Origin of the sequence: uncultured Streptomyces sp. (assembly GCF_947488945.1) — a bacterium.
Classification (GTDB): Bacteria; Actinomycetota; Actinomycetes; order Streptomycetales; family Streptomycetaceae; genus Streptomyces.
In genome coordinates this window covers 1-23,431 of the sequence record NZ_CANLBS010000013.1, presented here as the reverse complement: position 1 = coordinate 23,431, position 23,431 = coordinate 1, and the positions used below count along the sequence as shown (strand labels likewise).

Sequence of the window (23,431 nt, the reverse complement as noted above, 5' to 3'; positions counted from 1 at the left end):
CCGTGTGCGGAATCGCCGGAACGGTGTCCCTCGGCGGACACGCTCCCGTCCACTCTCCCTACGCGCTCGCCGCCTGCGCGGCCATGGAGCACCGGGGCCCCGACGAGACGGGGACCTTCGCCGCGGCCGACGCCGCCCTGGCGATGTGCCGGCTGAAGATCATCGGTCTCCACGACGGGTCCCAGCCCGTCCACAGCGACGACGGCACCGTCATCTGCGTCCTCAACGGCGAGATCTACAACCACAGGGAACTGCGCGACTTCCTGGCTTCCCGGGGCCGTCCGGTGCGTGGAGGCAGCGACGCGCAGGTACTGCCACACCTGTACCAGGAGCTGGGCGAGAGCTTCGTCGAACGGCTCCACGGCATGTTCGCCATCGCCGTCTACGACACCCGCCACCGGCGCCTCGTCCTGGCCACCGACCGGGTCGGCAAGAAACCGCTGTTCTACGCCAGGCCGACCGGCGACTCGGTGGCGTTCGCCTCGGAGCTGCCCGCCCTCATGCTGCACCCCGGCATCGGCAAGTCCACCGACCCCGTCGCAATCGACCAATACCTCAGCTACCGGGTCGTACCCGCACCACACACCATCTACCGGCAAGTCCGCAGGCTGGAACCGGCGACTACGCTGGTGTTCGAGGCGGGCCGCCCCGAACGCAGGCACACGTACTGGCAGTTCGACTTCACCGCCGAGCTGACCGACGTACCGCAGGACGAAATCGACGACCGGATCGACACACTGCTCCAGCAGGCAGTGCGGGACCGACTGGAATCGGAAGTGCCGCTCGGCGCCATGCTCAGCGGCGGCCTCGACTCCAGTCTGGTGGTCGCCATGGCGACCCGGCAGCTGGGCCGGCCCCTCCACACCTTCTCCGTCGGCTTCGAGCACGCCGCCTTCGACGAGTCGGTGCACGCCCGCGCCGTTGCAGACCACTGCGGCACCCACCACCACGTGTACCGGATCGGCGCCCAGGACGCGAAGGAGGCGGTCGACACCATCCTCACCCACATGGGCGAGCCCTATGCGTTCCCGTCCGCCATCGCGGCATCCTGCATGTACAAGCTGGCCAAACAGCACGTCACCGTCGTGCTGACCGGCGACGGAGCCGACGAGATCTTCTGCGGATACGGCCGCTACCAGCGGCTGCGCGACCTGACCGGAGGCGGCGACCTCGCCGACCGCTACGAGCGCGTCCTTGTGGACGGCGTGCCCCACGTGCTCAAGGACGAGCTGTACTCGGCCGACTTCGCCGCGCGGATCCCGGGACACCCGCACAACTACCTCAGGGCCCGCTTCGGCCGAACCGATCCCTCGGTGCCGGACCTGGACCGCGCCATGCAGGTCGACAGCGGATTCTGGCTGCCCGACGCGCAGCTCGTGAAGATCGACCGCATGTCCATGGCCCACTCCGTCGAACCCCGCAGCCCGCTGCTCGACCACCGGCTCATCGACTACGTCACCCGTATCCCCGCCGCCCGCAAACTCGTCGGCGGGCAGGAGAAGGCCCCGCTCAAGCGGGTGGCGGCCCGCTACCTCCCGCGGCCGGTCCTGGAGCGCCGCAAGCAGGAACTCGCCGTGCCCCTGGAAAGCTGGCTCGGCACGGAGCTGCGCTCCACCATCACCGACACCCTGCTGTCCGAAGCCTCACTGGAACGCGGCTACTTCCGCCCGGACGTCCTGCGCTCCACGGTCCGCGAGTTCCGGCCGGCGCACAGCTACGCGCTGTGGACGCTCTACATGCTGGAGCGGTGGCACCAGCTCCAGGAGGGCAGCGCCGCCCACGAGGCGCCCGCGGTCGCCCACGCCTGAACCAGCACCGCGACGGACCATCCACCCGACCGTACCCGCACGTCTACGAAGGTGATCCTCATGACCGCTCATCCCACGCTCCTGGGTGCACCGTCCATGCCCGCCGAAGGAGCCCGGCTCAAGCCCACGTTCGACGCTGCTCGACTGCTGCGCGAACTCACCTCCGTCCGCGAGCACTCCTGGGACCAGCAGCGCGTCTACACCGAGAACGGCGTCGGTGACGCCACCGAGGTCGACTGGCGCTGCCTCGCCCTGCGCAGTCCCGGCGGCGCCGGCGACCGCACGGACCCGGGCGGCCCCGGCCCGCTCAGCTTCGCGGACACCGTGTGGCTCGACCGCATCCCGTACGTTCGTGAGGTGCTGGAGTCGATCCCGGCTCCGCTGCACGCCGTCCGGTTCATGGCCCTCGGCCCCGACACCGTCGGGATGGACCACACCGACCCCAAGTACGGGCCCCGCTGGGGTGTCGGACGGCTGCACGTCCCGGTCGTCACCAACCCCGGCGCCGTACTGGTCCTCGACGGCGTCGAACACCGCTGGCAGCCCGGGGACTTCTGGTTCGGCGACTTCAGTCGCACCCACCGCGTCCAGAACAGCGGCAGCGAGCACCGCGTGCACCTGGTCATCGATGTCCTGGTCACCCCCGGCCTGGCCTCCCTCTTCCCGGAGACCTGGCAGGAGTACTTCAGCAAGGGCGAGGTCCTGTACAACCGCCAGGAGAGCCCGCAGACCGCCGACGAACGCCGCCGGAACGGCGCCACCCGTTTCTCCCTCCCCGCCACATTCCACCTGTGGGAGGACTTCACCCCGCTGTCCGCCGACCAGCCCCAGCAGACCGCGACGCTGGCCGAGGACGGGGACCGGATGACGCTCCGGCTGTCCGGTGACCGTGACTTCGCACTGGTACACCTCGGTGACGACGAATACCGCCTCTCCGGCTGGAGCGAGGAACGCACCCTCCAGGTCTTCCCCGACGGCCCGGACCCCAGGGTCGTGCTGCGGACCCGCGAGGGCAATCAGGTCCACGAACTGACCGTGCCCGCCGAGCGCCTCGCCGCCTGACCCACCACCGTACGGGGCGCAGCCACGGCTGCGCCCCGCCCCGACCGAGGGAAGCCATGACCGCCTACCGCGACAGAGGCGCGCCATCCGCGGCGACCGCCACCGACCGTCCCAGGCCCGCCGTCATCGTCATCACCGACCTGGTCGTGCTCGCCAAGCACCTGCGCCTGCTGGACGCGGCCGGCCGGCGTGGCGTGACACCGCTGTTCGTCTTCGGGCCCGAAACCCCCGCCGAGGAACTGGCCCGGCACCGCGGCGACCCGGAGCACCCGCTCTCCGCAATCCCCGACGAGGACCTCCGGCACCTCACGGACACCTCGCTGGAGACCCTGCTGCACGGGGTGACCCCCTGGCTGCGCGACCGGTCCGTGCGTGCGGTGCTGAACGTCGGCGAGGTGTTCGTCGAGTCCGCCGGAGCCCTCGCCCAGACGCTGGGGCTCCCCGGTCCCGGTACGCACGCGGCGCTGGTCTGCCGCAACAAGGTGCTCCAGCGCATGGCCGCCCCCGGCCTCGCACCCCGCTGGACCCTGCTCCAGCCCGGCCGGACGAGGCCGACGGACGGTTGGGATCTGTACCCCGCCGTCCTCAAACCGGCTTCGCGGATGTCCAGTTCGGGCGTACGAGCGGTCCACGAGCCGGGAGGCGTGCCCCCGCTCCTGCCCGAGTACGGCCCCGACGAGCTGCTCCTGCTCGAGGAGCGGATCGTCGGCCGCGAATACTCCGTCGAGACCCTGGTCCGGGACGGAGAGGTGCTCTGGTCCGGCATCACCGCGAAAGACACCAACGAGTCCGGCACGTCCTTCTTCACCGAAACCGGCCACACCTCCCCCGCACCCGACCTCACCCCGGCCCAGGAAGAGCTGCTGCTCCAAGCCAACAACGAGTTCCTGCGGGCCGTCCGGTTCGGCACCGGCATGTGCCACGCCGAGTTCAGACTGACGGCGCGGGAGCAGGTGATTTTGATGGAGGCGGCGGCCCGGCCACCCGGTGACGCCATTACCCGGCTGTGGCGCCTGGCCACGGGCATGGACCTGGACGCCGCCCTGCTGGACCTTGCGCTCGGCGCCGAGCCCGCCACCGCACCGCCGCGTCGCCGCGCCAAGCAGGTCTACCTCGACCATCCCCGGGGGCTGCTCGCCGACGTGACGGCAGGAGACGTACCCGTCCACTGGGTCGGTGAACAGGGCCGGTGGCCGGATCTGACGCCGCTCCCGAGCGACGTTCCACCCCGAAGTCACGCAGTCCTGGTGAGCCGGCACCGCGGCGACCTGCTCGGTGAGCAGTCCGACTCTCAGGGCCGGTCGGTCTCCGTCGTCCTGGACGGCCCCCTCGACGCGGATCTCGACAAGGCCGTTGCCGAAGTGACCGCGGTCACGGGGATCTACACGCTGGAGCCGGCGCCCGCCGCGCCCGAGGAGGCAGTGCGGTGACCGCCCGCCCCACCGCCGCTCCCGCTACCGGCACCGGGGCCGCGGCGCGCGACGCGGCCAACGCCCGGGCCGTGGCTCGTCTCACCGGATCCCGTCCCGTCCTGGAGACTGTCGCCCCCGCCGGCGACGTCGTCCCCGGCATGACGCCCCTGACGGTCCTCGTCTCCGGCCCCCCCATGCCCTGGAAGGAGTACGCGGGCGGTCAGCGCCGGGCCGTCGTCGGCGCCGTCCTCTACGAGGGCCTCGCCCGGAGCACAGCAGAGGCTGAGGCACTGCTCGCCGAGGGCACCATCGAGGTGCGGGCCTCCCACGATCACGCCACAGTCGGATCGCTCACCGGTGTGTGCACCGCGTCAATGCCCGTGGTCGTCGTCCGTGACGAGGCTTCCGGACGGCGCGCCTTCTGCCGGATGAACGAGGGAGCCGACCGCGCCTCGCTCACCTTCGGAGTCTGGGACGAGGGGGTCGGCGCCCGACTGCGACACGTCTCCGACGTCGTCTCGCCCGCGCTCGCCGAGGTGCTGGAGCACCTGGGCGGGCTGCCGCTCGCCCCGCTCGTCCGCCGGGCCCTGGCCATGGGCGACGATCTGCACAGCCGTCACAAGGCGTCCGGCGCCATGCTGCGGAACGTCGTGCTGGACGCCCTGCTCGACCTGTCGACGAGCGGGGTCGCGTCGCACCACCGGGCTCTGGCCGCCTATCTGCGCTCGGCCGAATACCTGTTCCTGCACCTCGTGATGGCAGCGGCCAAGGCCGCGACCGACAGCGCCTCCGGCATCGCCGGCAGCACGCTGGTCACTGCGATGAACCTCAACGGGAAGCAGTTCGGGTTACGGGTGTCCGGTCTCGGCGACCGATGGTTCACCGCACCCCTCCCACCGGTGTCCACCCTGCGCGGCCGCCTCTACGACGGCTGGACCACGGACGACCTGGCGTACGTGGGAGGCGAGAGCCTGATCACGGAGACGATCGGCCTCGGCGGCATGTCCGCCGCAGCCGCCATGCCCCTGCAGGACCACTCCGCCGGCACCCCGGCCGACATGATTCGGCTGACCGAACGCATGTTCCGCATCACCCTGCGGGAGCACCCCGAGTACCGCATCCCCGCCCTCGCCTACCGCGGCGCGCCGTGCGGCATCGACGTGACGCGCGTCGCGGAAACCGGCATCGTCCCCGCGGTCCACCTCGGCGCGACGCTGCGCGACGGCGGGCACGCCGGCGCCGTTTTGTTCCTCCCCCCGCTCGAACCCTTCCGGCGGGCCGCTGCATACCTGTCCGCCGACCCGCCCGGCCACCACGCCCGCACCAGCCCGACCCGGAGAAACCCGTGACACCCTCGCTGCCCTCTCGCCCGGACACGGACGAGGCACCCACGACCACCCCGGACGGCCCCGACCGCCCGGCCAAGCCCTCTGTCCCCCTCGGTCCCGTCCGCAGCTGGCTCGCCGTGGTCGCCGTCGGCATGGGCGTCTTCGCCTTCACCACGACCGAAATGGTTCCGATCGGACTGCTTCCCGCGATGAGCCGGGACCTCGGCGTCTCGGAGGGCTCCGTCGGCCTGTCGGTGACCCTGTACGGCGCCATCGCGGGTCTTTTCGCACCGGTGCTGACTGCGGCGACCCGCAGGCTCGACCGCCGGGTGCTGCTTTTGCTGGTCCTCGGCATCTTCATCGCGGGAAACGCCTTCACTGCGCTGTCGTCCTCGTACACCGTCCTCATGGTCTCGCGGTTGCTGACGGGCTTCGCACACGGCGTGATGTGGTCGATCGCCGCGAGCATCGCCATCCGCCTGGTGCCGAAAGGCCAGGCCGTCCGGGCCACGGCGGTCGTCTTCAGCGGCATCTCCATCGCCTCCGTCGTCGGCGTGCCCTTCGGTACTTTCATAGGTCAGTCAGACTGGCGTACCGCGTTCTGGGTCATTTCCGGCATAGGCGTCCTGATTCTGACCGCGGCGGTGCTGCTCGTGCCGCGCCTCGAACCACGCACCGTAGTGCGCCTGGCCGAACTGCCCCGGCTATTGGGGGACGCCAATCTCCGGATCGCCACCCTCGTCACCGTGGCCATGGTGATCGGACACTTCGCCGCCTACACCTACGTCGCGCCCTTCCTCGAACAGGACGCGGGTATCCCGGCCCACTGGGTCAGCGCCCTGCTGCTCCTGTACGGCGTAGCCGGCGTCGTCGGCAACTTCGGGGGCGGCGCGGCCGCTGCCCGAGCACTGCGCACCACCACCCTCACCTGCATCCTGCTGCTCGCCGCGGCCGTCGTCCTGCTGGTGGTGAACGGCGAGTGGCGCCCCGGTACGGTCGTCCTGCTGCTCGTGTGGGGCATCGCGTACACCGCGCTGCCGGTCTGCCTGCAGACCCTCGTCTTCGCCAGCGCCCCGAAGGCCCCCGAAGCCGCGACCTCGCTGTACATCTGCGCCTTCAACATCTCCATCGCGCTCGGCGCACTGATCGGTGGGTGGTTCGTCGACACCTCGGGCCCCTCCGCGGTGATGTTCATCGGTGCCGGATTCAGCCTGGTCGCCGCCCTCCTGATGACCCGCTACAGCGTCGCCCGCCCCGAGTAGCCGGGGCCCCGTCGTCACCCGTGCCGAAAACCCCCTGACGGAGGCATCCATGACTGTCCCCCCCGTCGGACCGCCGGTCGACCTGCGCTCCGACACCGTGACCCGGCCGGACGCACGGATGCGCGCGGCCATGGCGAGCGCCGAGGTCGGCGACGACGTCCTCGACGGCGACCCCACTATGCGGGCGCTGGAGGCGAAGGTCTCCGAGCTCCTCGGCACCGAGGACGCGTTGTGGGTGCCCAGCGGATCGATGGGCAACCTGATCGCCCTATGCGTGCACCTCGAACGAGGAGACCGTTTCCTCGCTCCGGACCGCGCCCACATCCTCGACCTCGAAGCGGGTACGGCTGCCTGGCTGGCCGGAGGCATGCCCCGCGCCCTGCCCTGGACGGCAGGCCCCGGGGTGCCCGACCCCTCCGACATCAGCAGGGCCGTCGCCCCCGGCGGGCCGTATTTCGCCCTGCGGGACCGGCTGTTGTGCCTGGAGAACACCCATGGCGCAGCCGGCGGCACGGTCACCACCGCCTCGCAGCACCGCCGCCTGGTCGCCGCCGCCCACGACTCCGGGCTGCTGGTTCACCTCGACGGCGCCCGCCTGTGGAACGCCGCTTCCGCACTCGGTGTGGCGCCTGCGGTGCTGGCCGAGGGCGCCGACACCGTCCAGGTCTGCCTGAGCAAAGGGCTCGGCGCGCCGGTGGGTTCGGTGCTGGCGGGCAGCGCGGAGTTCGTACGGCAGGCCCGTCGGGTCCGCAAGATGCTCGGGGGCGGTGTCCGGCAGGGCGGAGTCCTGGCCGCGGCCGGACTGGTGGCCCTGGAGCGCCAGGACCGACTGGCCGTCGACCACGAACACGCCCTGCTGCTCGCGGCCGGCCTCGCCGACCGGGGATGGAAGACCGCGCCCCCGCAGACCAACATCGTTGCCGTGCCCGTCCATGACCCGGCCGGCACCGTCGCTCGCCTCGGACAGGTCGGGATCCTCACCCTGCCGACGGATACCGGCGTCCGCATGATCACGCACTGCGACGTGTCACGTCACGACATCATTCGGACGATCAACGCCTTCCCGCCGCCCGCCTGAGCGGGGTGCCGGGGCAGCGGGCACCGCGACGATCCCCGTAGCGCCGCCACCGGGTGCCGACCGCCCTCGGCACCCGGTCGGCCTGCGACACCCCCCCGAGCGTTGTCCGGCCCCGATCGGTCGGACATCACTGAGCCGCCTGCCAATCCTCCACCGGAGCGCCCATGCCGCTGTCGCGTACACCACGCAGATGGATCCCCGAGACCGACCCGGTGCCACGAACCCGGCCGCGCGGCGAACCGGAGCACGCGTCACGTGCTACTGGATCCGCCGCCCTGCCGCTGGCCGGTGCCGTGGCCGGAGGCGTCGCGCTCGCCCTGGAATCCGTGGTCAACGGCAGGCTCGGTGAGCACGCCGGATCCGTGGCCGCGGCGACCTGGTCGAACATGCTCAGCTTGTCTGTCGTAGTCGGCGCCGCGGTCTTCCTGACAGCGCTGCGACCGGCGTTCGCCGCCCTGCGCGCCGCCTTGCAGTCCGGTGCCTTGCGTCCCCGGCACTGCCTCGGCGGTGTCGCTGGCGGCAGCATGATCCTGACCCAGGCGCTGACCGCGGCGCCGCTCGGGCCGGCCTCGTACACGCTCGCACTCGTCTCCGGCCAGACACTGTGCGGAGTGCTCGTCGACCATCTCGGTCTGGGCCCGGGCGCCCCGCACCCGGCGACCCGGCGCCGACTGGTCGGCGGACTGCTCTCCGTGTGCGCGGTGGCCCTCCCTGTGCTGGCCGCACCGGACGCCGGACGCACGCTGGCGCTCGCCGCCCTGCCCTTCCTCGCCGGTGCCGCCCTGTCCTGGCAGATGGCGGTGAATGGCCGGGTGGACGAAGCCGCCGGACGGCACCCGTACCCCGCGGTCCTTCTCAGCTTCGCCACCGGCAGCGCGCTGATGCTCGCCGCCGCCGCCGCACTGGCGGTACTCGGCCGGCTGCCCGCACCCCGTTCCGGCCCGCCGTGGCACTACACGGGCGGCCTGCTCGGCTGTGTGGTGGTGCTGTCGGCCGTGCTGGCCGTGCGCCGCATCGGTGTACTGGCCGCAGGGCTCGGCATGGTCGGCGGACAGGTGCTCGGGTCGCTCGTCCTGGGGCCGCTGATGGGGCAACCGCCGCCGCACCTCTGGGCGGTCGTCATCGGAGCGGTCTTGCTGATCGTTGCGGCTGTGATGGCGGCTCCGTCCGCCCCGGCCCGCAGCGCCCCCGGCCCTCTTCCGCCGCTTCTCACGGTTCATCCGCCCGCGGACGGCCTCGACGGAGGAGGAAAGTGACCTCCGGTGGTACGACAGCAACGCGCCGTCCGTTCACGCGAAGCCATCCTGCGAGCCGCGGCAAGAGTCGTGGACCGGCACGGTCTGACCGCCGCGACCCTCGACAGGGTGAGCGTCGAGGCGGGCCTCTCCAAAGGTGCGATCTACTTCCACTTCGCCGACAAGAACGCGCTGGCCTCCGCTTTGGAGCAGGAGGCGGCACGGGCATTGGACAGGATGGCGGCCGCCCGGACGTGCCGGCCGGCTCCGGCTCTGACGACGATGGTCGAGACGACGCGCGAACTCGCCCGCGCGCTGACCGACGACGTGGTCGTGCGGGCCGGGTTCCAGGTCAGCTGCGACCGTGCCGAGGGGGAAGAGCCGGTCCTGCGCCGTCGGCTCTCCTGTCTTCTGGTGGGGCTGCTGGAGGAGGCCCGGCACGACGGAAGCCTCGCACCGGGTGCCGCGGTCGACGACATCGTCGTATGTGTCGTCGCGATCACGGTGGGCATCCAGATGCTGGCACGCCAGCGTGGCGCCGCCCAAGTGCATTCCCGGGTTCTGGAACTCTTCTGGTGCGTCACCCTTCCCGAACTGACCCCCGGCCCGCCGCCGACGCACCGGAAGCCTCCGACACAGGACCGGCGGGGGAGCGGTCCGGAAGGCGGATCGGTGACGCCTGATGCCACCGACGACCTTTAGCCCGGGCAGGGTTCCGTCCCGCGCTGGTGGACTGCTCGGGCGAGTGCCTCCGTCATGTGGCCGGCCAGCCCCACCGGATCCTGTGCGTGCGCAAGATGCCCCTGCTCGGGCATGACGGTGACGTGGGCGCGCGGCAGGGCCGACGCGAATCGGGCGAACGCCTCGCCATAGGGGACGGTGCCCTCGTTCTCGGATCCGAGCAGCAGGGTGACGGGAAGATCGAGGGCACCGAACGCCCCCAGATCGGCGCGGTGCTCGTTGAGAGCGGTCAACTCGTGGAGGAGAGGAGCGGCCAGCGGCCTCAGGACTTCCCACGTGTCGCTTTCACGCAGCCGCGCAACGTACTGCGCGGAGAACCCCGACAGGTCCCGGTTCACGATCTCCACGGCACGGTCCAGGTCACCTGCGGCATCAGCCTCCCGCAGCGCGTCGAGCACCTGGTCGCCGAAAGGCCGTACGACTGGTTCGTAGAGAGTCAGCGTATGGACGTACCGGAGGTTCTGGGCGGCGGTCTCCAGCGCCACCAGCCCACCGAAACTCCAGCCGAACAGATCCACCCCCTGCCGCGCGCCCTCCTCCGCGGCGATCACCTCCAGCACGTGGCCGAGATCCTCGATCTCGGTGCGGAGCGAGTAGCCCGGCCCGAGCGCGCTGCTCGGCCTCCTCCCACGCCGGTTGAGCACGTAGACCGATCCGGCCACGTCCAGCGCGTCCACGACCGGCTGCCACGAGGCGGCGTCGGCCATGACACCGGGCACGATCAGAAGAGGCCGGCCTGAGCCGGCACGCCGGGTCAGGGCAAGCGAAATATCCTCGCGTTCCACGTGCTTCAGCACGACGTGATACCTCCCGATGTAATTCCCGTGCCCAAGAGAAGGCACATATGGGAGGCACAACGACCGCCCGGACGAGAAGAAACGGCGGCCTCCGTGGAGCGGACCATCGCGCGCGGGGTGACAGTACGGCGGGCCCGGATCGTCTCCGAGCCGGTCACCGACTACATCCGCTTCGAGCACGTGATCACCGACGCGAACCTCCGGGCCGGCGAACAGGTCCGCTGGCCGCCCCGCCGCCCCGCCGCCGCGCCTCCACCCTCGCCCTGCCCGGCAACGACTTCTGTCTCATCGACGACCAGGTCGTGCGGTGGAACATCTTCTCCGGCGACGGCGAGGCCCTGGAACCCGACCACACCGACGATCCGCAGGCGGTCAAGTTGTGCGCGGAGGCGTTCCGTACGGTGTGGGAACTGGCCACCGACCACGCCGAAGGCGTTCGCCGGCCCCGCGGAGATGGCCGTCTACGGAGACGCCGCCCGCGCCCTCATCCAGGCCGCGGTCGACGCCCTGGAGTGCATTCCCGCAATTACCCGCAATCGTCTTGAGGACCCATCCGTTTCCTCCGTAGCGTCGAATGACACCGACGCACCCAGCAACCGGAGGCGGCACCCCATGCGCGCACCCACGCCCGCCGAACCCGAACCCGAAGACCACGGGCCCCGCCCCGTGTTCGGGCGGCCCTCCCCGGCACTGCTGGCACGCGCCGACCGCGGCTACGCACGCTTCCTCGACCGGACCGGCGACCAGGACGACCGGGACGACCAGGCCGCGCACCGCACGAGCAGCGCCCGGTGACCGCCGGCCCCCCGGGAGACAGCGCACCGGCCACATCGCCGCTGCGCCCGAGCACGCACACCGTCCTCCACGACCCCGGCGGACTGCTCGGAGCGGAGCTCACGCGCGGCCGTGAGCCGTACGAGAGCCTCATCAAGGCTGTCCTCGGGTGGACCTGCCCCGACACCCTCGCGATCCGGGACTGCCACCAGATCGCCCTCCAGCTCACCGGCCACGCCCGCGCCGTCTCCGCCGAACTCCGCAGACGAGCCGACGTTCTGCCGAAGTCCAGCGGCCCCAGGGCACTCACCGACCTCGTCCTGCGGGAGACGGAAGACCAGCTGTCCCCGCTGCCGAAGGCACCATGGACTGCGCCAAGGCCCGCGCCCGAGCGGTGCGCGCTCTCTACGAGCGCCTGGACCGGCTGGAGGCCCCTGCGGGGTGAAACCGGGCGGGCCCGGGGGAGCCGAGCGGTCAGTGGCTGTCGTCTTCGGGGCGCTGCGGACCGCCACCCGGGTCTTCCCCGACCCGGTCGCCTGCTTCGCTGTGGTGCGGAGCGGCCCCCGATCTCGTGGGCAGGCGTGTCAGAGGGTGAGCAGGACCTTGGTGGCGCGGCGTTCGTCCATGGCCTTGTAGCCCTCGGGGGCCTGGTCGAGGGGCAGGGTGAGGTCGAAGACCTTGCCGGTGTCGATCTTGCGGTCCCAGATGAGCTGGATCAGGTCGGGCAGGAACCGGCGTACCGGGGCGGGGCCGCCGAGGGTGTGGATGCCGGCGAAGAACAGCTCGATGCCGGGGATCTTCACGTCGTCGTTCACGCCCACGTAGCCCAGGTGCCCGCCGCCGCGGGTGGCACCGACAGCGTGCATGAACGACTCCTGGGTCCCGACCGCCTCGATGGCCGAGTGCGCGCCGAGCCCGTTCGTCAGCTCCTTGATCTTCGCGACGCCGTCGTCGCCGCGCTCCTCGACGATGTCGGTGGCGGGCCAGCTTCTGCCGCTCGGGGTGGCGGGACATGGCGATGATGCGCTCCGCGCCGAGCTGCCTGGCGGCGAGGACGGCCATCAGGCCGACGGCCCCGTCGCCGAGGACCGCGACGGTCTTGCCGGGGCCTGCCTCGGCGGCGACGGCGGCGTACCAGCCGGTGCGAGCACGTCGGAGGCGGCAAGGAGGGCGGGGATGAGGTCCGCGTCGGGCCGGCCCGGGGTGGCGACGAGGGTGCCGTCGGCGTGCGGGATGCGGGCCTTCTCGGCCTGGGTGCCGATCGTCTGCGAGACGAACTCGGCGTGCAGGCACTTGGACTGGAAGCCGGCCTGGCAGATCTCGCAGGTGTTGTCGGAGATGACGAACGACCCGACGACGAAGTCGCCGATTTCGACGTTCTCGACCTGAGAGCCGACTTCCTCCACGACGCCCACGTACTCGTGGCCCATGACCTGGTGGTCGGCGGGCTCGATGCCGCGGTACGGCCACAGGTCCGAGCCGCAGATACAGGTCGCCGTCAGCTTCACGATCGCGTCGGTCGGCTCGATGATCTTCGGGTCCTCGCGCTCCTCCCCCGGACGTCTCCGGCGGTGTACATCACTACTCCACGCATCGTGGGGTCTCCTTTGCTCTGTCGTGCCAGCGCGTGAGGCGCCGGATTGCTCGTGTTCAGGACGGCACGGCGGGGCGGCGTCTTCCTCGATGTGAAAGGGTTCACGCCGTCGAGTCCGCTGGAAGGGACTGGAGCCCGTCTGACACATGATCTCTGCGAAGCTGTGAGGCGGAGATCATTGGAGGGTCGGTGGGCATTGAGCTTGAACTGCACTCCGGGAGGCCTCGTAAGGGTTCATCTCGGGCGACGTTGCTTCGTGTGTCTTACGCGCACGGCGACGCGCTGGCGCGTGCGCTGCTGAGTGCGCTGGACCGCCACGGGTCTGGCAAGTTGGGCTGGGTTGACCCGTACGGGGACACCATGTTCAACGAGCAGGAGGCCGAAGTTGCTCGTCAGGAGGTTGCTGTCCTGGTGCGCAAGTGCTCCGACGAGGGGCAGCGGGCGGCCCTCCTCGACCTGGGTGTGCTCCTTGAAGCGTGTACGGCAACGCCGGGCAGCTATCTGTGGTTCATGGGCGACTGAGGTCGGTCGTTGATTGTTCTTGTGGCGGGTCGAGGCGAGTTGACGGAGGCGGCGTGGGAGCGGATAGAGCGAGGCACGCAGGTGCTGCCATGCCGGTTGCTGCCGCGGGTGGTGACCCGCACGGACGCCCCGGAGCCACCACGCCTGGTGTGGCGTAGCAGCACGTGGCGTATCAGACGCCCCGTCATCCGCCCGCGCGCACCGTCGTCCTGTGCTCTTCCTTCTGGCGGGCGCCGGAACGGAACCAACCCGCCCGCATTAACGTTCGGTCATGGCATACGAGGAGATTCCGGAGTCCCAGCCCGCAGTTCCCGACTGGGAGCATGGGACCGGACTGATCGGGGTCCGTGACCCGGCCGTCGTCGACGCGGCCTTCGAACGCGGTGAGCGCCACGTCGGCGTCGCGGTCATCGGGCTCGCCCTGCACCACCCCGACCCCCGGACCATCCTGCCCCGCGTCGCACAGGCGCTCCGCGCCACCGACCCCGCACGGCAGCACCAAGGCACAGTGGCGCTCGCGCACGTCGCGCGACTGCACCACACCACCGACCCGGAATGCCTCGCCCTGCTGCGCACCCAGCCACGTGGCAACGAGGCGGACGACGATCTCTGGGACTTCGTCCCGCGCCGGAACCTGCCCTGGTGGCTCTGGCGCCATCAACTCCCAGGACATATCCAGTGGTACCTATTCAACCGCTGGCGCCACTGACACACCGTAGAACCGGCAATCAAATCAGAATCTGAGAACCCAAAACAAGCGAATTATCGGTACGCCCGGAGTTCAGATTCCCGGGCCGGAGATAGCAATCGGCTCCTGTTTCTACCCGCGCATCAAAAGTCACTCCCAGGCGCGGAGAGGTGGCGGGCCACAATCCCAACGGCTACACAGTCCCACCCAGCCACCAAAAATGATGTGGAGGACGAGGCGGCCGCCCTGGAGCTGAAGGCGGCCCGCGACCGCGACGAGGCGCGGCCCGGCCCGGGGACCAGGCGGAGCCGGGCGCAGGACACGGTCCGTCGCACCAAGGACCGCATTACGCACGAGCACCAGCTGGCGGGGACGGAGAGGGCGACGGCCGGGGCGGCCCTGGCCGCCGCGCGCCCGTGAGGAGGCCGCCCGTATCGAGGCGGCGCCCCGAAGCCGCGGACAACTACCTGAAGCTGTCCCCCCTTCAGCGCCACGCACGCCGCGTCGCCCGCATGCTCCTGGCCGCACACCCCGCCGGCACCCCGGCCGACCTGATCGACACCGAGAAGGTCCTGCGCGACGAGTACACCGACCAGGCCTCGGCCGACGCGGTGTACGAGGGCCAGAGCTGACCCACCCGCACACACGGAGAGGCCCGGCTGTCACGGCAGGGCCTCTCCGCTGTCCTGCGTGCGCTCAGGTGTGCCGCCTCGGCCGGCGCCGCCCGGCCTCGGCCTCCGCCGCCGGGGCTGGCCCTGGCTCGCGGGCCGGAGGGGCGGCGGGGTGGATCTGTCCGGGCACGCACGGCTGGATCACCGCCCGGTCGGGTGCGGCCGTCAGTGCCTGCAACGCCTGCCGAAGGTCCGCAATGTGCTCGACGCGGGCCTCCAGCTGCTTCCGTAGGTGCGCGGCTCGGCCTGCGCGAGCTGCCGTCCGTGCTCGGCTTCCGCGCGGGCCAGGGCGTGCTTGTGGCGGGCGTTCGGGTTCGGCACGGAGTCCGGCGGCGTCCTCCTGGCCCACGACGACCGCCTCCGGCCGCCCCGGCCGCCAGAAGGTCCTTGACCGGGATCAGGTAGCTGCGGGCCTCGTCGTGGACCGGGTGGGGCGGGTCGCCCGCTTCGCGTCGCCGGCGGGTCGTGCTGCGGCTGGCACCGCACGCCGCGGCGGCCTCGCGCCAGAGTGAGCATCGCGGGGCGGTGTCCGCCCACCAGGACGAGGGCTGCGGCGGTGCCCGGGTGTTGCGTACGGGGTAGGGCTGGCGGTGCGACAGTGGTGGCGAACGCTGTTGCGGGCCACCGCCCACCCCACCCCAGGCCGGTACCCGGACTCCGCGTGGTGAGTGCTCGGACTTCCCCCGGCTCTTCCCGTCCTCTGACTGATGGGTGGGTGGCTGAGTGGCGGGGCGGCTTCGGGGAAGCGTGCGGCGCTGTGCCGGCCGTGGTTCTGGTTTGGCGCTGGGTGCCGGGCCGGGGAGGCTGTGCAGGGTCGGGTTGGCCGGGGTTCCGGGAAGCTGCACTGGGACGACAGGAGGGTAGGTGAATGTAATGACTTCAAGGCGAACTGAAAAGTATCTCCCAGTCATGCAGGCGGAGAGAGCTCTGGAACATCTCGGCGTGAAGGGGGCGGCCTTTGAACAGCGGGATGTCGAAAACCAGAGCTGGTTCGCAGACTGGGACGGAGTGCTAGCCGATTCCGATGTGTACATCGGGATCATGGGGGGATCGCCCGAAGGGAAGACAGTTCGGGTTCTACTCGACGACTGGACTTTCGACGGTGTGCCCGCAGACCACTTGGAAGAATTTCTGAAACAGATTTTCTGCGGGCATGCAAGGATCAAAAAGGAGAGATCCTTCTTGATCCTCTCCTCTCACGTGCTCCACGTCTCAGCAGGTGCTACCTCTCACTCGGCTGGGAGAGACTTCCGCCCGGATGGTGAACTCGTGCCCTGGGAACGGCGCCTGGTTTCCGGGTAACTACCGTGCGTCGCCTGGCTCCTTGCGCGTGCCCCAGGGGCAAGCCCGTCCGGAGCGTGCCGGGTGCCGCCGGGGCCGGCACGGCCACGGCGGCTGCGCCGCCTGCGAAGCAGCGAGGTCACCCCTTTGACCGCCTGGCTTCCGCAGGCAAGCACCCCTTGACCACCCGCCCCACCCACGGGTCCAGGGGTCCCGTGAACACGCTTCTGCCGCTCTGGGACCCCGTACCCCGTAGTCCGGGTTGGCCGCGCGGGGCCGCCAGAGCGCCGTACAGCGGCCCCCCGAGCGTGCCCCGGTCGGTCTCCCCGGCTGCTCCCGGCTCGGCCTCCCAGGTGTCCGGTTTGTCTGTTTTTCTCTAGGAAGCCTGGGAGGTCACCCCCTTTTCTTCCTGGTTGTCCTCTGACAGGCGATCTTGACCTTTTGCCAAGTGACCTTGACCAAGGCCGGGCTCCTGTCACTTGGTCGTGAACTGCACCCTGCCGCTCCCTGGCCCGCCTGGGGCCTGCGGCGGAGGAATCTCGGCTGCGGTGGTGGGCGCCGTGGGACTAGCGTGGCGGTTTTGAGGAGGGCGGGAGGGATGTGCGGTGCTGGTCATGCCTGGGCGACGGACGTCGACGATGGAACTGCTGGCTGTCGAGGCGGCGGGCCGAGGGATGCCGGTCAGGGCCGCGGAGGAGCCCGGTCTCGCAGACCCCGCGTACTGGTATGGCGGGCCGGTCGCCGGCGCGCTGCTGGCGGGCCGACTCGGGTTCGCGTTGCTCGAGCCGGCGGACGGCTGGCTCGCCGAGCTGCCAGAGGAGTTCACCGGCCGCCAGGTCCGGGCGGGGACCGTCTCGGATGCATGGGCGCTCGCCCAGCCGACGTTCGTCAAGCCGCCGCGTGACAAGTCCTTCCCGGCTGATGTCTACACCGACGGCTCCCGGCTGTCCTTTGCCCTGGACCCGGCGACACCGGTGCTGCTGTCCGACGTGGTGACCTTCGCGGCCGAGTATCGGCTGTTCCTGCTGGACGGGTGCATTGCTGCGGCGAGCCGGTACGCGGTGTTCGGCCGGCTCGACCCCCATCCGCTCGGTACGGACCGTGCAGACCGGGCCACCGCGGTGGAGATCGCGGAGTTCGCCGACCGGCTGGCCGCCGCAGCCGGGCACACGCTGCCGAGTGCCGTCGTCGTGGACGTCGGGCAACTGCTCGACCCGTACCGCCCGGGCCACCGCTGGGCCGTGGTGGAGGCGAACATGGCGTGGTTCTCGCACGCCTACGCCGCCGATCCGGCGCGGGTGCTTGACGTGGTCCTGCGGGCGGCGGGCCCGCGCGAGCACATGCGGCCGCAAGACCTGGAGTTCGAACGGCACTGATCCGCACCGCGCGGACAGGGCCCCCAGCGGTCAGCCCGGCCCGGTCGCACTCCAGGAACGGGTCTGTCGAACGAACGGTGTAAATGGGCTTGTTGGGTTACTGACGTGCTGCGGATAGGCGGCCGTCGAAGGTGATGTCGAAGGCGTTCAGCGCGGTCCTCCAGCGCAGCAGCCGAGTACTGCGCCCGTCAGGCGTCCAGGCCGGAGAGGTCCGGGGGTGGGCGCCGATGGATCCGGGCGAAGCGCCGCTCGGGCTCCCGCTGCTCCCGCTGGGTCGCCGGCGGGGCCGGGGCGATGTCGATGACGATGTCGTCCGGCCCGCACGTCCGCCCGGGCGGTGGGACCGGCTGCGGGGCGTACCACCGTTGTCGCCAGGGTGCCCCGCAGTGCCCAGGGGGGCGTTGCGGGGCACCCTGGTGTGGGGTGTCATACGCCGGAGGAGGGGATCTCCTTGAGCGTGTCGACGGCCTGGCGGACGATGACGGCTTCGGTGTAGAGGACGGTGCCGGGAGTTATGAGACCGGAGTCGCCTCCCTGGGGCCGGACCTGGATGGTGCGCTCGCCGAGGTAGGTGAAGGTCTTGGGGTCGAAGACCCATTCGGTGCGGGCGCCGGAGGTCTCGTCCAGGCGGGCGACGGCGATTCCGTGCCGGCCGGCGGCGTCGGTGGCGTCCTTGACCTGGAGGACGCCGGGGATCTTGGCGGCGGCCTTGAACAGGGCGGTGTTCAGTTCGGCGGGCGGCAGTGACTCGTGCAGCAGGTCGCCGATGGTGGTGAAGGCCTGCTGGTCGGGGTTGTTGCCCTTGCCTTTCGTCTCCTTGTAGATCTTCTTCAGCAGGACGGCGGGGTCGGTGGGCAGCGTCTTGAGGTAGTCGTGGGTGGGCGCGTTGAGGTAGGCCGGTTCGCTCGCGCCCTTCTCGTTGATGCGGTCGAGCTTCTCGCCGTCGGGCGGGGAGACGGCCGGGTCGATGAGCCAGCCCCGTGTGCCGTCGGTGGATTTCCAGACCTGGCGGCGGTGGATGCCGTCGCTGGCGAGGGACGTCTTGTCGTCGACCGTCTTCTCGTAGGTGGTGCCGACCTTGCTCTCGACGTACAGGTACTGGCCCGCGCCGACCTTCACCTGCGGGGCCTTGTTCGCCGCGAGGGAGATCCGGTCCAGGAGCTGGGGGACACCTGAGCCGGTCCCGGTGCCGACCGTCGCGGTGAGCGGCGGCCCGGCCACCGCCTCCCGGCCACCGCTGCCGGTGAGGGTCAAGGCACCCGCGGCCAGGACGGCGAGCGAGCACGCTGCAGCGGGCAGGACGAACAGCGGACGCACGAGTCGACGTCGCACGGGTGCGACGGGGGAGACCGGCGCGGTGGCCGAAGCGTCCTTGGTCTCCTGCTGGATGAAGGCCATGAGCTCTTCCCTGTGAAAGGCGTGACGGTCTGCGGGGAGGTCGGCTTCACCGAGGAAGAGAAGCTGCTCGCCCTCGTGCCGCTCGTCAGGCGTGCGGCGGGGATCGCTCGGACGTGGCCGGCGCATGTTCATCGGGTTCCTTCCTGTGCGGACCGGGCCGCGATCGTGCGGTTGCCTCTTACCTGCTGGTTCGCCGCCCGGGGTTCCCGGAATTCGGCCAGGAGTTGCGCCTCGGCGATCCTCTTCAGCTTCTTCCGGGCCCGGGAGAGCCTGGAGCGCACCGTGCCGACCGGGACGCCTAGGACCCGTGCCGCGGCGGCGTAGTCCAGCCCCTGCCACAGGCACAGGCTCAGCACCTCCCGCTCGGTGCGCCGCAGCTCTGCGAGCGCGCGGGCGGTGGCGGCCAGGCGCTTGCGGTCGTCCAGGCGGCCGGCGACCTCGTCGGCGTGATCGGCCACCGCCGCCCCACCGCCGAGACCGGCGGCACGGGCGGATGCCGCAGCCGCCGCCCGGTAGCGTCGATTGCTGCGCGACTGGGCGCGGACCAGGTTGGTCGCGATGCCGAGCAGCCACGGGCGGACACTGCCGCCCTCCGCGTCAAGACGCAGCCGGCCGCGCCAGGCCTCCATGAACGTCGCCGAGACGATGTCCTCGGCCGCCCCCCAGTCGGCCGTCAGCCGGTAGGCATGGTTGTAGACGGTTCTCGCGTACTCGTCGAAGAGCTCCGCGAAGGCCTGCGGATCCCCCGCTCGAATGCGCGCACGCATGGTTGTGGTCACCTCAGTCAGCTGTCGGTCCCGGCCGCGGAGTTCCCGAGACCTACATCACGTCGGGGCGGCATCCCATGCCGGTCGTCCTTCGGGATCTGACGATCGTCCCCTCGGGTTCTCAGCCCGCCCTCTCCTGCCGGAGGGACAACCGGACCGGTGGCCGAGGCCGTCCGGCCCGCCCGGGGGCGATCACCGTCCCGACCGAGGTCAGCGGTACGGCGTCCCGCAGTGTGCCACGGGGCGCGGAGGGTCCGCGCGGGCACTCCCACCTGGCATGCGCCCCCCGCCCGGGACGGCCGAATTCGGTCGAGCGACCCTGCCGATCGAGCGACGGGCGGAAGCCCCCTGCTGCCGCCGTCCCTCCTGTGCAACCGCTCCACCGTCACCGGCAACCTTCTGATTCTGCTCCGGGAGCGGTCTGGGCCGCCACGTTCTTCTTCCTCCCCCTCTACCAGCAGAAGAGCCTCAACTACACGCCGCTGGAAGCAGACCTGACCCAGCTCCCCTTCGCCGCAGAGCCCATGGCCGCCTTCTGGGCAGCGGGACGACTGCGGCAGCACACCAACCGACGTACTCGCGGGCAGGTAACCGATCGAACTGACACGACGACGCAGAACATCCGGACCGGTCGTGGCGGCGCAGGTCGAAGCACCACCCCCGGACTGCCCCCTCCAGCGCAACACCTGCACTACAGCTCCCCACGGTCGCACCGGCGCTACCGTGGGGGCACACGCCACATTCAGAGTCCAGGAGTCCCGGATGAGCCAGCAGCCGGCCACCGCGCCCGCCCGCCAGCCCCTCGACGAGCACGCCGCCGCGTCGGCACGCGCGTACGCGGCCGCCGAGCGCGCGAAGACGGACACCCTCGCCTCCGTCCTGGAGGACATCGCCACCAACGGCTACCCCTCACCCGAGACCGGCGTGCCGTGGGAAGTGGCCCGCGACGAGCACCTCGCCCGCCTCGCCGACCGGCAGCGCCGTGTCGCCTGATCCAGGCGCCCGCCGCGCACGGGTCATCACCGTCGAACCCGCGCTCACCCAGCTCACGAAGTTCACCGCGGACGAGACGCACCGCCTGGACCGCGCCATCGTCGCGATCAGCGTCAACCCCGACCCCGGCACCGGCATCCCCGGTACCCTCCTGCGCGACTCCACCGACGACATCGACGGCGTCCGCGTCATCCACTTCGTTGACCGCACTCAGAACCGTCACGATCGTCGCCTACATCGAGGCGTGACTCGCCCCGCACCTTCAGCCGTCCCGATCCTCGGCTATGAACCCCCAACGAGTCGGGCATGGCTGCGGAGATGTCAGGGCGCAGCAGGACTCCAATCAGAGCTCAGATGAACCCGGGATGGCACGGGAGCTCGCAGCCACGAGCCCTGCGGGAGCGTCACCAGTCGCTTCCATGAAAGTGACAGTGCCGCCGAAGAATGTCGCGTCACTCAACGCTCGGCTGAAGATGCTGGAAACCGCCGCCGGATCCGAGATCTTCAATCACCGGACATGCCCCGTTGCCGCGACACCGCGGGGCCAGGCGCTTCTCGACGAAGTTCACCGCGTTTTCGACCTGCTCGACCAGCAACTGCCACACCGTGCCGAGGTCGCTCCCGCACTGGCCTGACTGCGTGTCGGAGACGGCGGGCCAGGTTGAACCGTCACCGCCCGAGGGGTGGAGTCGGCCGCGGGGCGGCGAGCTGCGTCCGCGGCTCGCCGCCCGCTTGGCCAAGGCAACGCTCGCGCCGCCGAGCCGGCCGCGTTCACTGCCTACCTGCGCACGGCCCTGGAGCGCCCCGGACACGGTTCCCGATCGCGCGGGCCCGAGGTGTCTCCGGCGTCACCGGGTCCTGAAGCGGCGGTGGAGGTTGCGGGCCACGTGTACGCCCGGCCCGCCGAAGCCGACGATGTCGACGCGTCCGTCGCCGGTGATGTCAGCCAGGAAGCGGTGATGCCGGTCGACCCGCCAGCCGCCCGCGTCCTCGTTGTACCCGAACCCGCGGCACACCAACTGGGCCCGCTCGAAGGTGCCGTCACCGTTGTTGTGCGACACCCAGACGCCCTCGTTGCCGAAGCCGACGATGTCCGGGGTTCCGTCGCCGGTGACGTCGGCCAGGATCCGGGGGTGCTTCTCGCCCGTCCACCCCTGGGCCTGCCCGTAGTCGTTCAGGACGAGTCGGGAGGGCTCGAACGTGCCGTCGTCGCGTCCGCGGGCGACGACCACGCCCTGCGGGCCGAAACCGACGATGTCCGACACCCCGCCGCGGCTGGTGGCGACCACGAACCGGGGGTGCTCCCTGATCGAACTCCATCCCTGGTCCACCCCGAAGTCGTCGAGAATGTACAGGGGTTCGGCGAATACTCCGTCCTCGTCCTGGAGGGAGACCCAGAGGCCGTCGTCGTGGAAGCCGATGATGTCGAGCCTGCCGTCGCCGGTGGTGTCGGCGAGGAAGCGGGGGTGCTTGTCGACCAGCCAGCCGCCGGCCTCCTCGTTGTGGCCGAACGCCCGAAGGACGGGTTCGTCGGAGAGCGGCGCGAACTTTCCTTCTTCGTCCTGGAGGGAGACCCAGAGGCCGTCGTCGTGGAAGCCGATGATGTCGAGCCTGCCGTCGCCGGTGGTGTCGGCGAGGAAGCGGGGGTGCTTGTCGGTGAGCCAGCTGCCGGCCTGCGGGCCGTGGCCGAACGCCTTCAAAGCCAGGTTGCCGCCCGCGGGCGTGAACGTGCCGCTCTCGTCCTGGGCGGACACCCGGACGCCTTCGGCGGTAAGCACGACGACACCGGGACGGCTCTCGCCGTTGAGGGGCGCGAGGGTCCACAGATCCTTGGGGCTCGCGGAGGACGCGGGCGGGTGCAGAACCCGTTCCTCGTCGTCGAAGGTTCCGTCCCCTCGGCCGGAGGAGGTCACCGCGCCCTTCGCGGGTTTCAGCCCGACGATGTCCGCGCGCCCTGTTCCGGTGGTGTCGGCGAGGAACCGTTCACCGAGCCCCGCCCACCAGCCCGGCTGCCCGGCAGGGCAGGGAGTGGAGGTGACGGCCTGCCACTTTCCGGCCTCCTGGTCGCTGCCGAACTTGTCCAGGACCAGCAGCACGTTGCTGAAGGAAGGCGTCGCGTCGGCCACCGGCCGCAGAGCGGTCTTGTCGTGGGCCAGTCGCCAGGACTGGCGGCTGTTCCAGTGGCTCAGCGTGGCCCAGTGCAGCACCAGGTCGCTGGTGCGCTCCGGCTCGGCCGGCACCAGGCGCCACCGTTGGCTCTGCGCACTGTCGTCGTACTCACCAAGGACGATCCGGGTGTCGTCCGGGCCGGGTTCGGCGAGGTCGAGAACGGCTTCATCGACCGCGCCCTCGATGACGTAGAGGCCCGCTTCGCCCTCGACAGGGACGAGGCGCCACTGCTGGCCCTTCTTGTTCGCTGCGGCGTCCCACTGCCGGACGCCGCGGTCCGCAGCGGCGGGGTTGTCGAGCACCTTGCCGCTGACCGCGTTGCGGATCACATACGCCGGATCGTCCCCGGCGCCCGGCGCGGGGGTGAACTGCCACTGTTGCGGGCCCGGGGTGGCCTCGGGGTAGTCGCGGACGACGAGCGCCCCGTCCGCGCCCGGAACGGCCCTGGTGCCGAGGGGCTGCCCGGTGGCGGCGT

At 70.9% G+C, this 23,431-nt stretch carries 21 protein-coding genes and 2 pseudogenes; 18 read left to right on the top strand and 5 right to left on the bottom strand.

The window, feature by feature from the left end; genetic code table 11:
• Nucleotides 1–2 precede the first annotated feature (2 nt).
• From asnB to Q0994_RS21010, 8 genes are all read left to right on the top strand, one after another.
• The gene (asnB, locus tag Q0994_RS21045; RefSeq protein WP_299537347.1) at nucleotides 3–1,808 is read left to right on the top strand and encodes an asparagine synthase (glutamine-hydrolyzing); all 1,806 of its coding nucleotides are present in this window, start codon (nucleotides 3–5) and stop codon (nucleotides 1,806–1,808) included.
• Nucleotides 1,809–1,868: 60 nt separating this feature from the next.
• Nucleotides 1,869–2,870: an aspartyl/asparaginyl beta-hydroxylase domain-containing protein gene (locus tag Q0994_RS21040; RefSeq protein ID WP_299537345.1), complete on the top strand. Its 1,002-nt coding sequence runs from the start codon at nucleotides 1,869–1,871 to the stop codon at nucleotides 2,868–2,870.
• Nucleotides 2,871–2,926: 56 nt separating this feature from the next.
• Entirely contained in the window at nucleotides 2,927–4,300 is a 1,374-nt protein-coding gene (locus tag Q0994_RS21035; RefSeq protein WP_299537343.1) for an acetyl-CoA carboxylase biotin carboxylase subunit family protein, read from the top strand.
• Nucleotides 4,297–5,631: a DUF1116 domain-containing protein gene (locus tag Q0994_RS21030; protein ID WP_299537340.1), complete on the top strand. Its 1,335-nt coding sequence runs from the start codon at nucleotides 4,297–4,299 to the stop codon at nucleotides 5,629–5,631. The genes Q0994_RS21035 and Q0994_RS21030 overlap by 4 nt, the downstream gene beginning before the upstream one ends.
• Nucleotides 5,628–6,872 (top strand): MFS transporter, encoded by a 1,245-nt coding sequence (locus tag Q0994_RS21025; protein WP_299537337.1) that lies wholly within the window; start codon nucleotides 5,628–5,630, stop codon nucleotides 6,870–6,872. Before Q0994_RS21030 ends, Q0994_RS21025 begins: the two co-directional genes overlap by 4 nt.
• 49 nt (nucleotides 6,873–6,921) lie before the next feature.
• Nucleotides 6,922–7,950 (top strand): GntG family PLP-dependent aldolase, encoded by a 1,029-nt coding sequence (locus Q0994_RS21020; RefSeq protein ID WP_299537335.1) that lies wholly within the window; start codon nucleotides 6,922–6,924, stop codon nucleotides 7,948–7,950.
• A gap of 212 nt (nucleotides 7,951–8,162) precedes the next feature.
• Complete coding sequence (locus tag Q0994_RS21015) at nucleotides 8,163–9,206, top strand: DMT family transporter (protein ID WP_299537333.1); 1,044 nt, start codon at nucleotides 8,163–8,165, stop codon at nucleotides 9,204–9,206.
• A 6-nt stretch (nucleotides 9,207–9,212) separates the two neighbouring features.
• Complete coding sequence (locus Q0994_RS21010; protein WP_299537330.1) at nucleotides 9,213–9,887, top strand: ScbR family autoregulator-binding transcription factor; 675 nt, start codon at nucleotides 9,213–9,215, stop codon at nucleotides 9,885–9,887.
• Here Q0994_RS21010 and Q0994_RS21005 read toward each other — a convergent pair.
• Nucleotides 9,884–10,723 carry an alpha/beta fold hydrolase gene (locus Q0994_RS21005; protein WP_299537328.1) on the bottom strand — a complete coding sequence of 280 codons (840 nt, stop codon included), beginning with the start codon at nucleotides 10,721–10,723 and terminating at the stop codon, nucleotides 9,884–9,886. The two genes, Q0994_RS21010 and Q0994_RS21005, sit on opposite strands and share 4 nt — an antisense overlap.
• A 102-nt stretch (nucleotides 10,724–10,825) precedes the next feature.
• On the opposite strand from Q0994_RS21005, the pseudogene Q0994_RS21000 reads away from it, so the two are divergent.
• A pseudogene (locus tag Q0994_RS21000) lies at nucleotides 10,826–11,139 on the top strand (DUF6879 family protein); the annotation flags it as partial.
• A gap of 196 nt (nucleotides 11,140–11,335) precedes the next feature.
• Nucleotides 11,336–11,518, top strand: coding sequence for a hypothetical protein (locus Q0994_RS20995; RefSeq protein ID WP_299537326.1), 183 nt, complete (start codon nucleotides 11,336–11,338; stop codon nucleotides 11,516–11,518).
• A 563-nt stretch (nucleotides 11,519–12,081) separates the two neighbouring features.
• Here Q0994_RS20995 and Q0994_RS20985 read toward each other — a convergent pair.
• A pseudogene (locus Q0994_RS20985) lies at nucleotides 12,082–13,091 on the bottom strand (zinc-dependent alcohol dehydrogenase family protein).
• A gap of 189 nt (nucleotides 13,092–13,280) precedes the next feature.
• Between Q0994_RS20985 and Q0994_RS20980 the strand changes: the two are divergent.
• The 5 genes from Q0994_RS20980 (at nucleotide 13,281) to Q0994_RS20960 (ending at nucleotide 17,629) form a co-directional block, all read left to right on the top strand.
• A complete protein-coding gene (locus Q0994_RS20980; RefSeq protein WP_363325560.1) occupies nucleotides 13,281–13,613 on the top strand; it encodes a hypothetical protein in 333 nt (110 codons plus the stop codon).
• A 271-nt stretch (nucleotides 13,614–13,884) separates the two neighbouring features.
• A complete protein-coding gene (locus Q0994_RS20975) occupies nucleotides 13,885–14,322 on the top strand; it encodes a hypothetical protein (protein ID WP_299537324.1) in 438 nt (145 codons plus the stop codon).
• A gap of 204 nt (nucleotides 14,323–14,526) precedes the next feature.
• On the top strand, nucleotides 14,527–14,721 hold the full coding sequence (locus tag Q0994_RS20970) for a hypothetical protein (protein ID WP_299537322.1): 195 nt from the start codon (nucleotides 14,527–14,529) through the stop codon (nucleotides 14,719–14,721).
• A 1,115-nt stretch (nucleotides 14,722–15,836) separates the two neighbouring features.
• The gene (locus Q0994_RS20965; RefSeq protein ID WP_299537319.1) at nucleotides 15,837–16,274 is read left to right on the top strand and encodes a hypothetical protein; all 438 of its coding nucleotides are present in this window, start codon (nucleotides 15,837–15,839) and stop codon (nucleotides 16,272–16,274) included.
• A 617-nt stretch (nucleotides 16,275–16,891) separates the two neighbouring features.
• On the top strand, nucleotides 16,892–17,629 hold the full coding sequence (locus Q0994_RS20960; protein ID WP_299537317.1) for an ATP-grasp domain-containing protein: 738 nt from the start codon (nucleotides 16,892–16,894) through the stop codon (nucleotides 17,627–17,629).
• 426 nt (nucleotides 17,630–18,055) lie between these two features.
• Here the strand turns inward: Q0994_RS20960 and Q0994_RS20955 are convergent, their stop codons facing one another.
• Nucleotides 18,056–19,153 (bottom strand): CU044_5270 family protein, encoded by a 1,098-nt coding sequence (locus Q0994_RS20955; protein WP_299537315.1) that lies wholly within the window; start codon nucleotides 19,151–19,153, stop codon nucleotides 18,056–18,058.
• Nucleotides 19,154–19,155: 2 nt separating this feature from the next.
• Nucleotides 19,156–19,794 carry an RNA polymerase sigma factor gene (locus Q0994_RS20950; protein ID WP_299537313.1) on the bottom strand — a complete coding sequence of 213 codons (639 nt, stop codon included), beginning with the start codon at nucleotides 19,792–19,794 and terminating at the stop codon, nucleotides 19,156–19,158.
• A 762-nt stretch (nucleotides 19,795–20,556) separates the two neighbouring features.
• Between Q0994_RS20950 and Q0994_RS20945 the strand changes: the two genes are divergently transcribed.
• The 3 genes from Q0994_RS20945 to Q0994_RS20935 all read left to right on the top strand — a co-directional run bounded on the left by Q0994_RS20945 (nucleotide 20,557) and on the right by Q0994_RS20935 (nucleotide 21,422).
• Nucleotides 20,557–20,787 (top strand): hypothetical protein, encoded by a 231-nt coding sequence (locus Q0994_RS20945; protein ID WP_299537311.1) that lies wholly within the window; start codon nucleotides 20,557–20,559, stop codon nucleotides 20,785–20,787.
• Nucleotides 20,777–21,145: a hypothetical protein gene (locus Q0994_RS20940; RefSeq protein WP_299537309.1), complete on the top strand. Its 369-nt coding sequence runs from the start codon at nucleotides 20,777–20,779 to the stop codon at nucleotides 21,143–21,145. The genes Q0994_RS20945 and Q0994_RS20940 overlap by 11 nt, the downstream gene beginning before the upstream one ends.
• 61 nt (nucleotides 21,146–21,206) lie before the next feature.
• The gene (locus Q0994_RS20935; RefSeq protein WP_299537306.1) at nucleotides 21,207–21,422 is read left to right on the top strand and encodes a hypothetical protein; all 216 of its coding nucleotides are present in this window, start codon (nucleotides 21,207–21,209) and stop codon (nucleotides 21,420–21,422) included.
• Nucleotides 21,423–21,635: 213 nt separating this feature from the next.
• Here Q0994_RS20935 and Q0994_RS20930 read toward each other — a convergent pair.
• A partial coding sequence (locus Q0994_RS20930; protein ID WP_299537303.1) for an FG-GAP-like repeat-containing protein occupies nucleotides 21,636–23,431 on the bottom strand: 1,796 nt, incomplete at its 5' end.

What these genes read in the sequence shown, in the direction of transcription:
- Q0994_RS21040 (WP_299537345.1), top strand. Translation starts at nt 1,869, where the DNA reads ATGACCGCTCATCCCACGCTCCTGGGTGCACCGTCCATGCCCGCCGAA.
- Q0994_RS21035 (WP_299537343.1), top strand. Translation starts at nt 2,927, where the DNA reads ATGACCGCCTACCGCGACAGAGGCGCGCCATCCGCGGCGACCGCCACC.
- Q0994_RS21020 (WP_299537335.1), top strand. Translation starts at nt 6,922, where the DNA reads ATGACTGTCCCCCCCGTCGGACCGCCGGTCGACCTGCGCTCCGACACC.
- Q0994_RS20995 (WP_299537326.1), top strand. Translation starts at nt 11,336, where the DNA reads ATGCGCGCACCCACGCCCGCCGAACCCGAACCCGAAGACCACGGGCCC.
- Q0994_RS20975 (WP_299537324.1), top strand. Translation starts at nt 13,885, where the DNA reads ATGGCATACGAGGAGATTCCGGAGTCCCAGCCCGCAGTTCCCGACTGG.
- Q0994_RS20960 (WP_299537317.1), top strand. Translation starts at nt 16,892, where the DNA reads ATGGAACTGCTGGCTGTCGAGGCGGCGGGCCGAGGGATGCCGGTCAGG.
- Q0994_RS20955 (WP_299537315.1), bottom strand. Translation starts at nt 19,153, where the DNA reads ATGCGCCGGCCACGTCCGAGCGATCCCCGCCGCACGCCTGACGAGCGG.
- Q0994_RS20950 (WP_299537313.1), bottom strand. Translation starts at nt 19,794, where the DNA reads ATGCGTGCGCGCATTCGAGCGGGGGATCCGCAGGCCTTCGCGGAGCTC.
- Q0994_RS20945 (WP_299537311.1), top strand. Translation starts at nt 20,557, where the DNA reads ATGAGCCAGCAGCCGGCCACCGCGCCCGCCCGCCAGCCCCTCGACGAG.
- Q0994_RS20935 (WP_299537306.1), top strand. Translation starts at nt 21,207, where the DNA reads ATGAAAGTGACAGTGCCGCCGAAGAATGTCGCGTCACTCAACGCTCGG.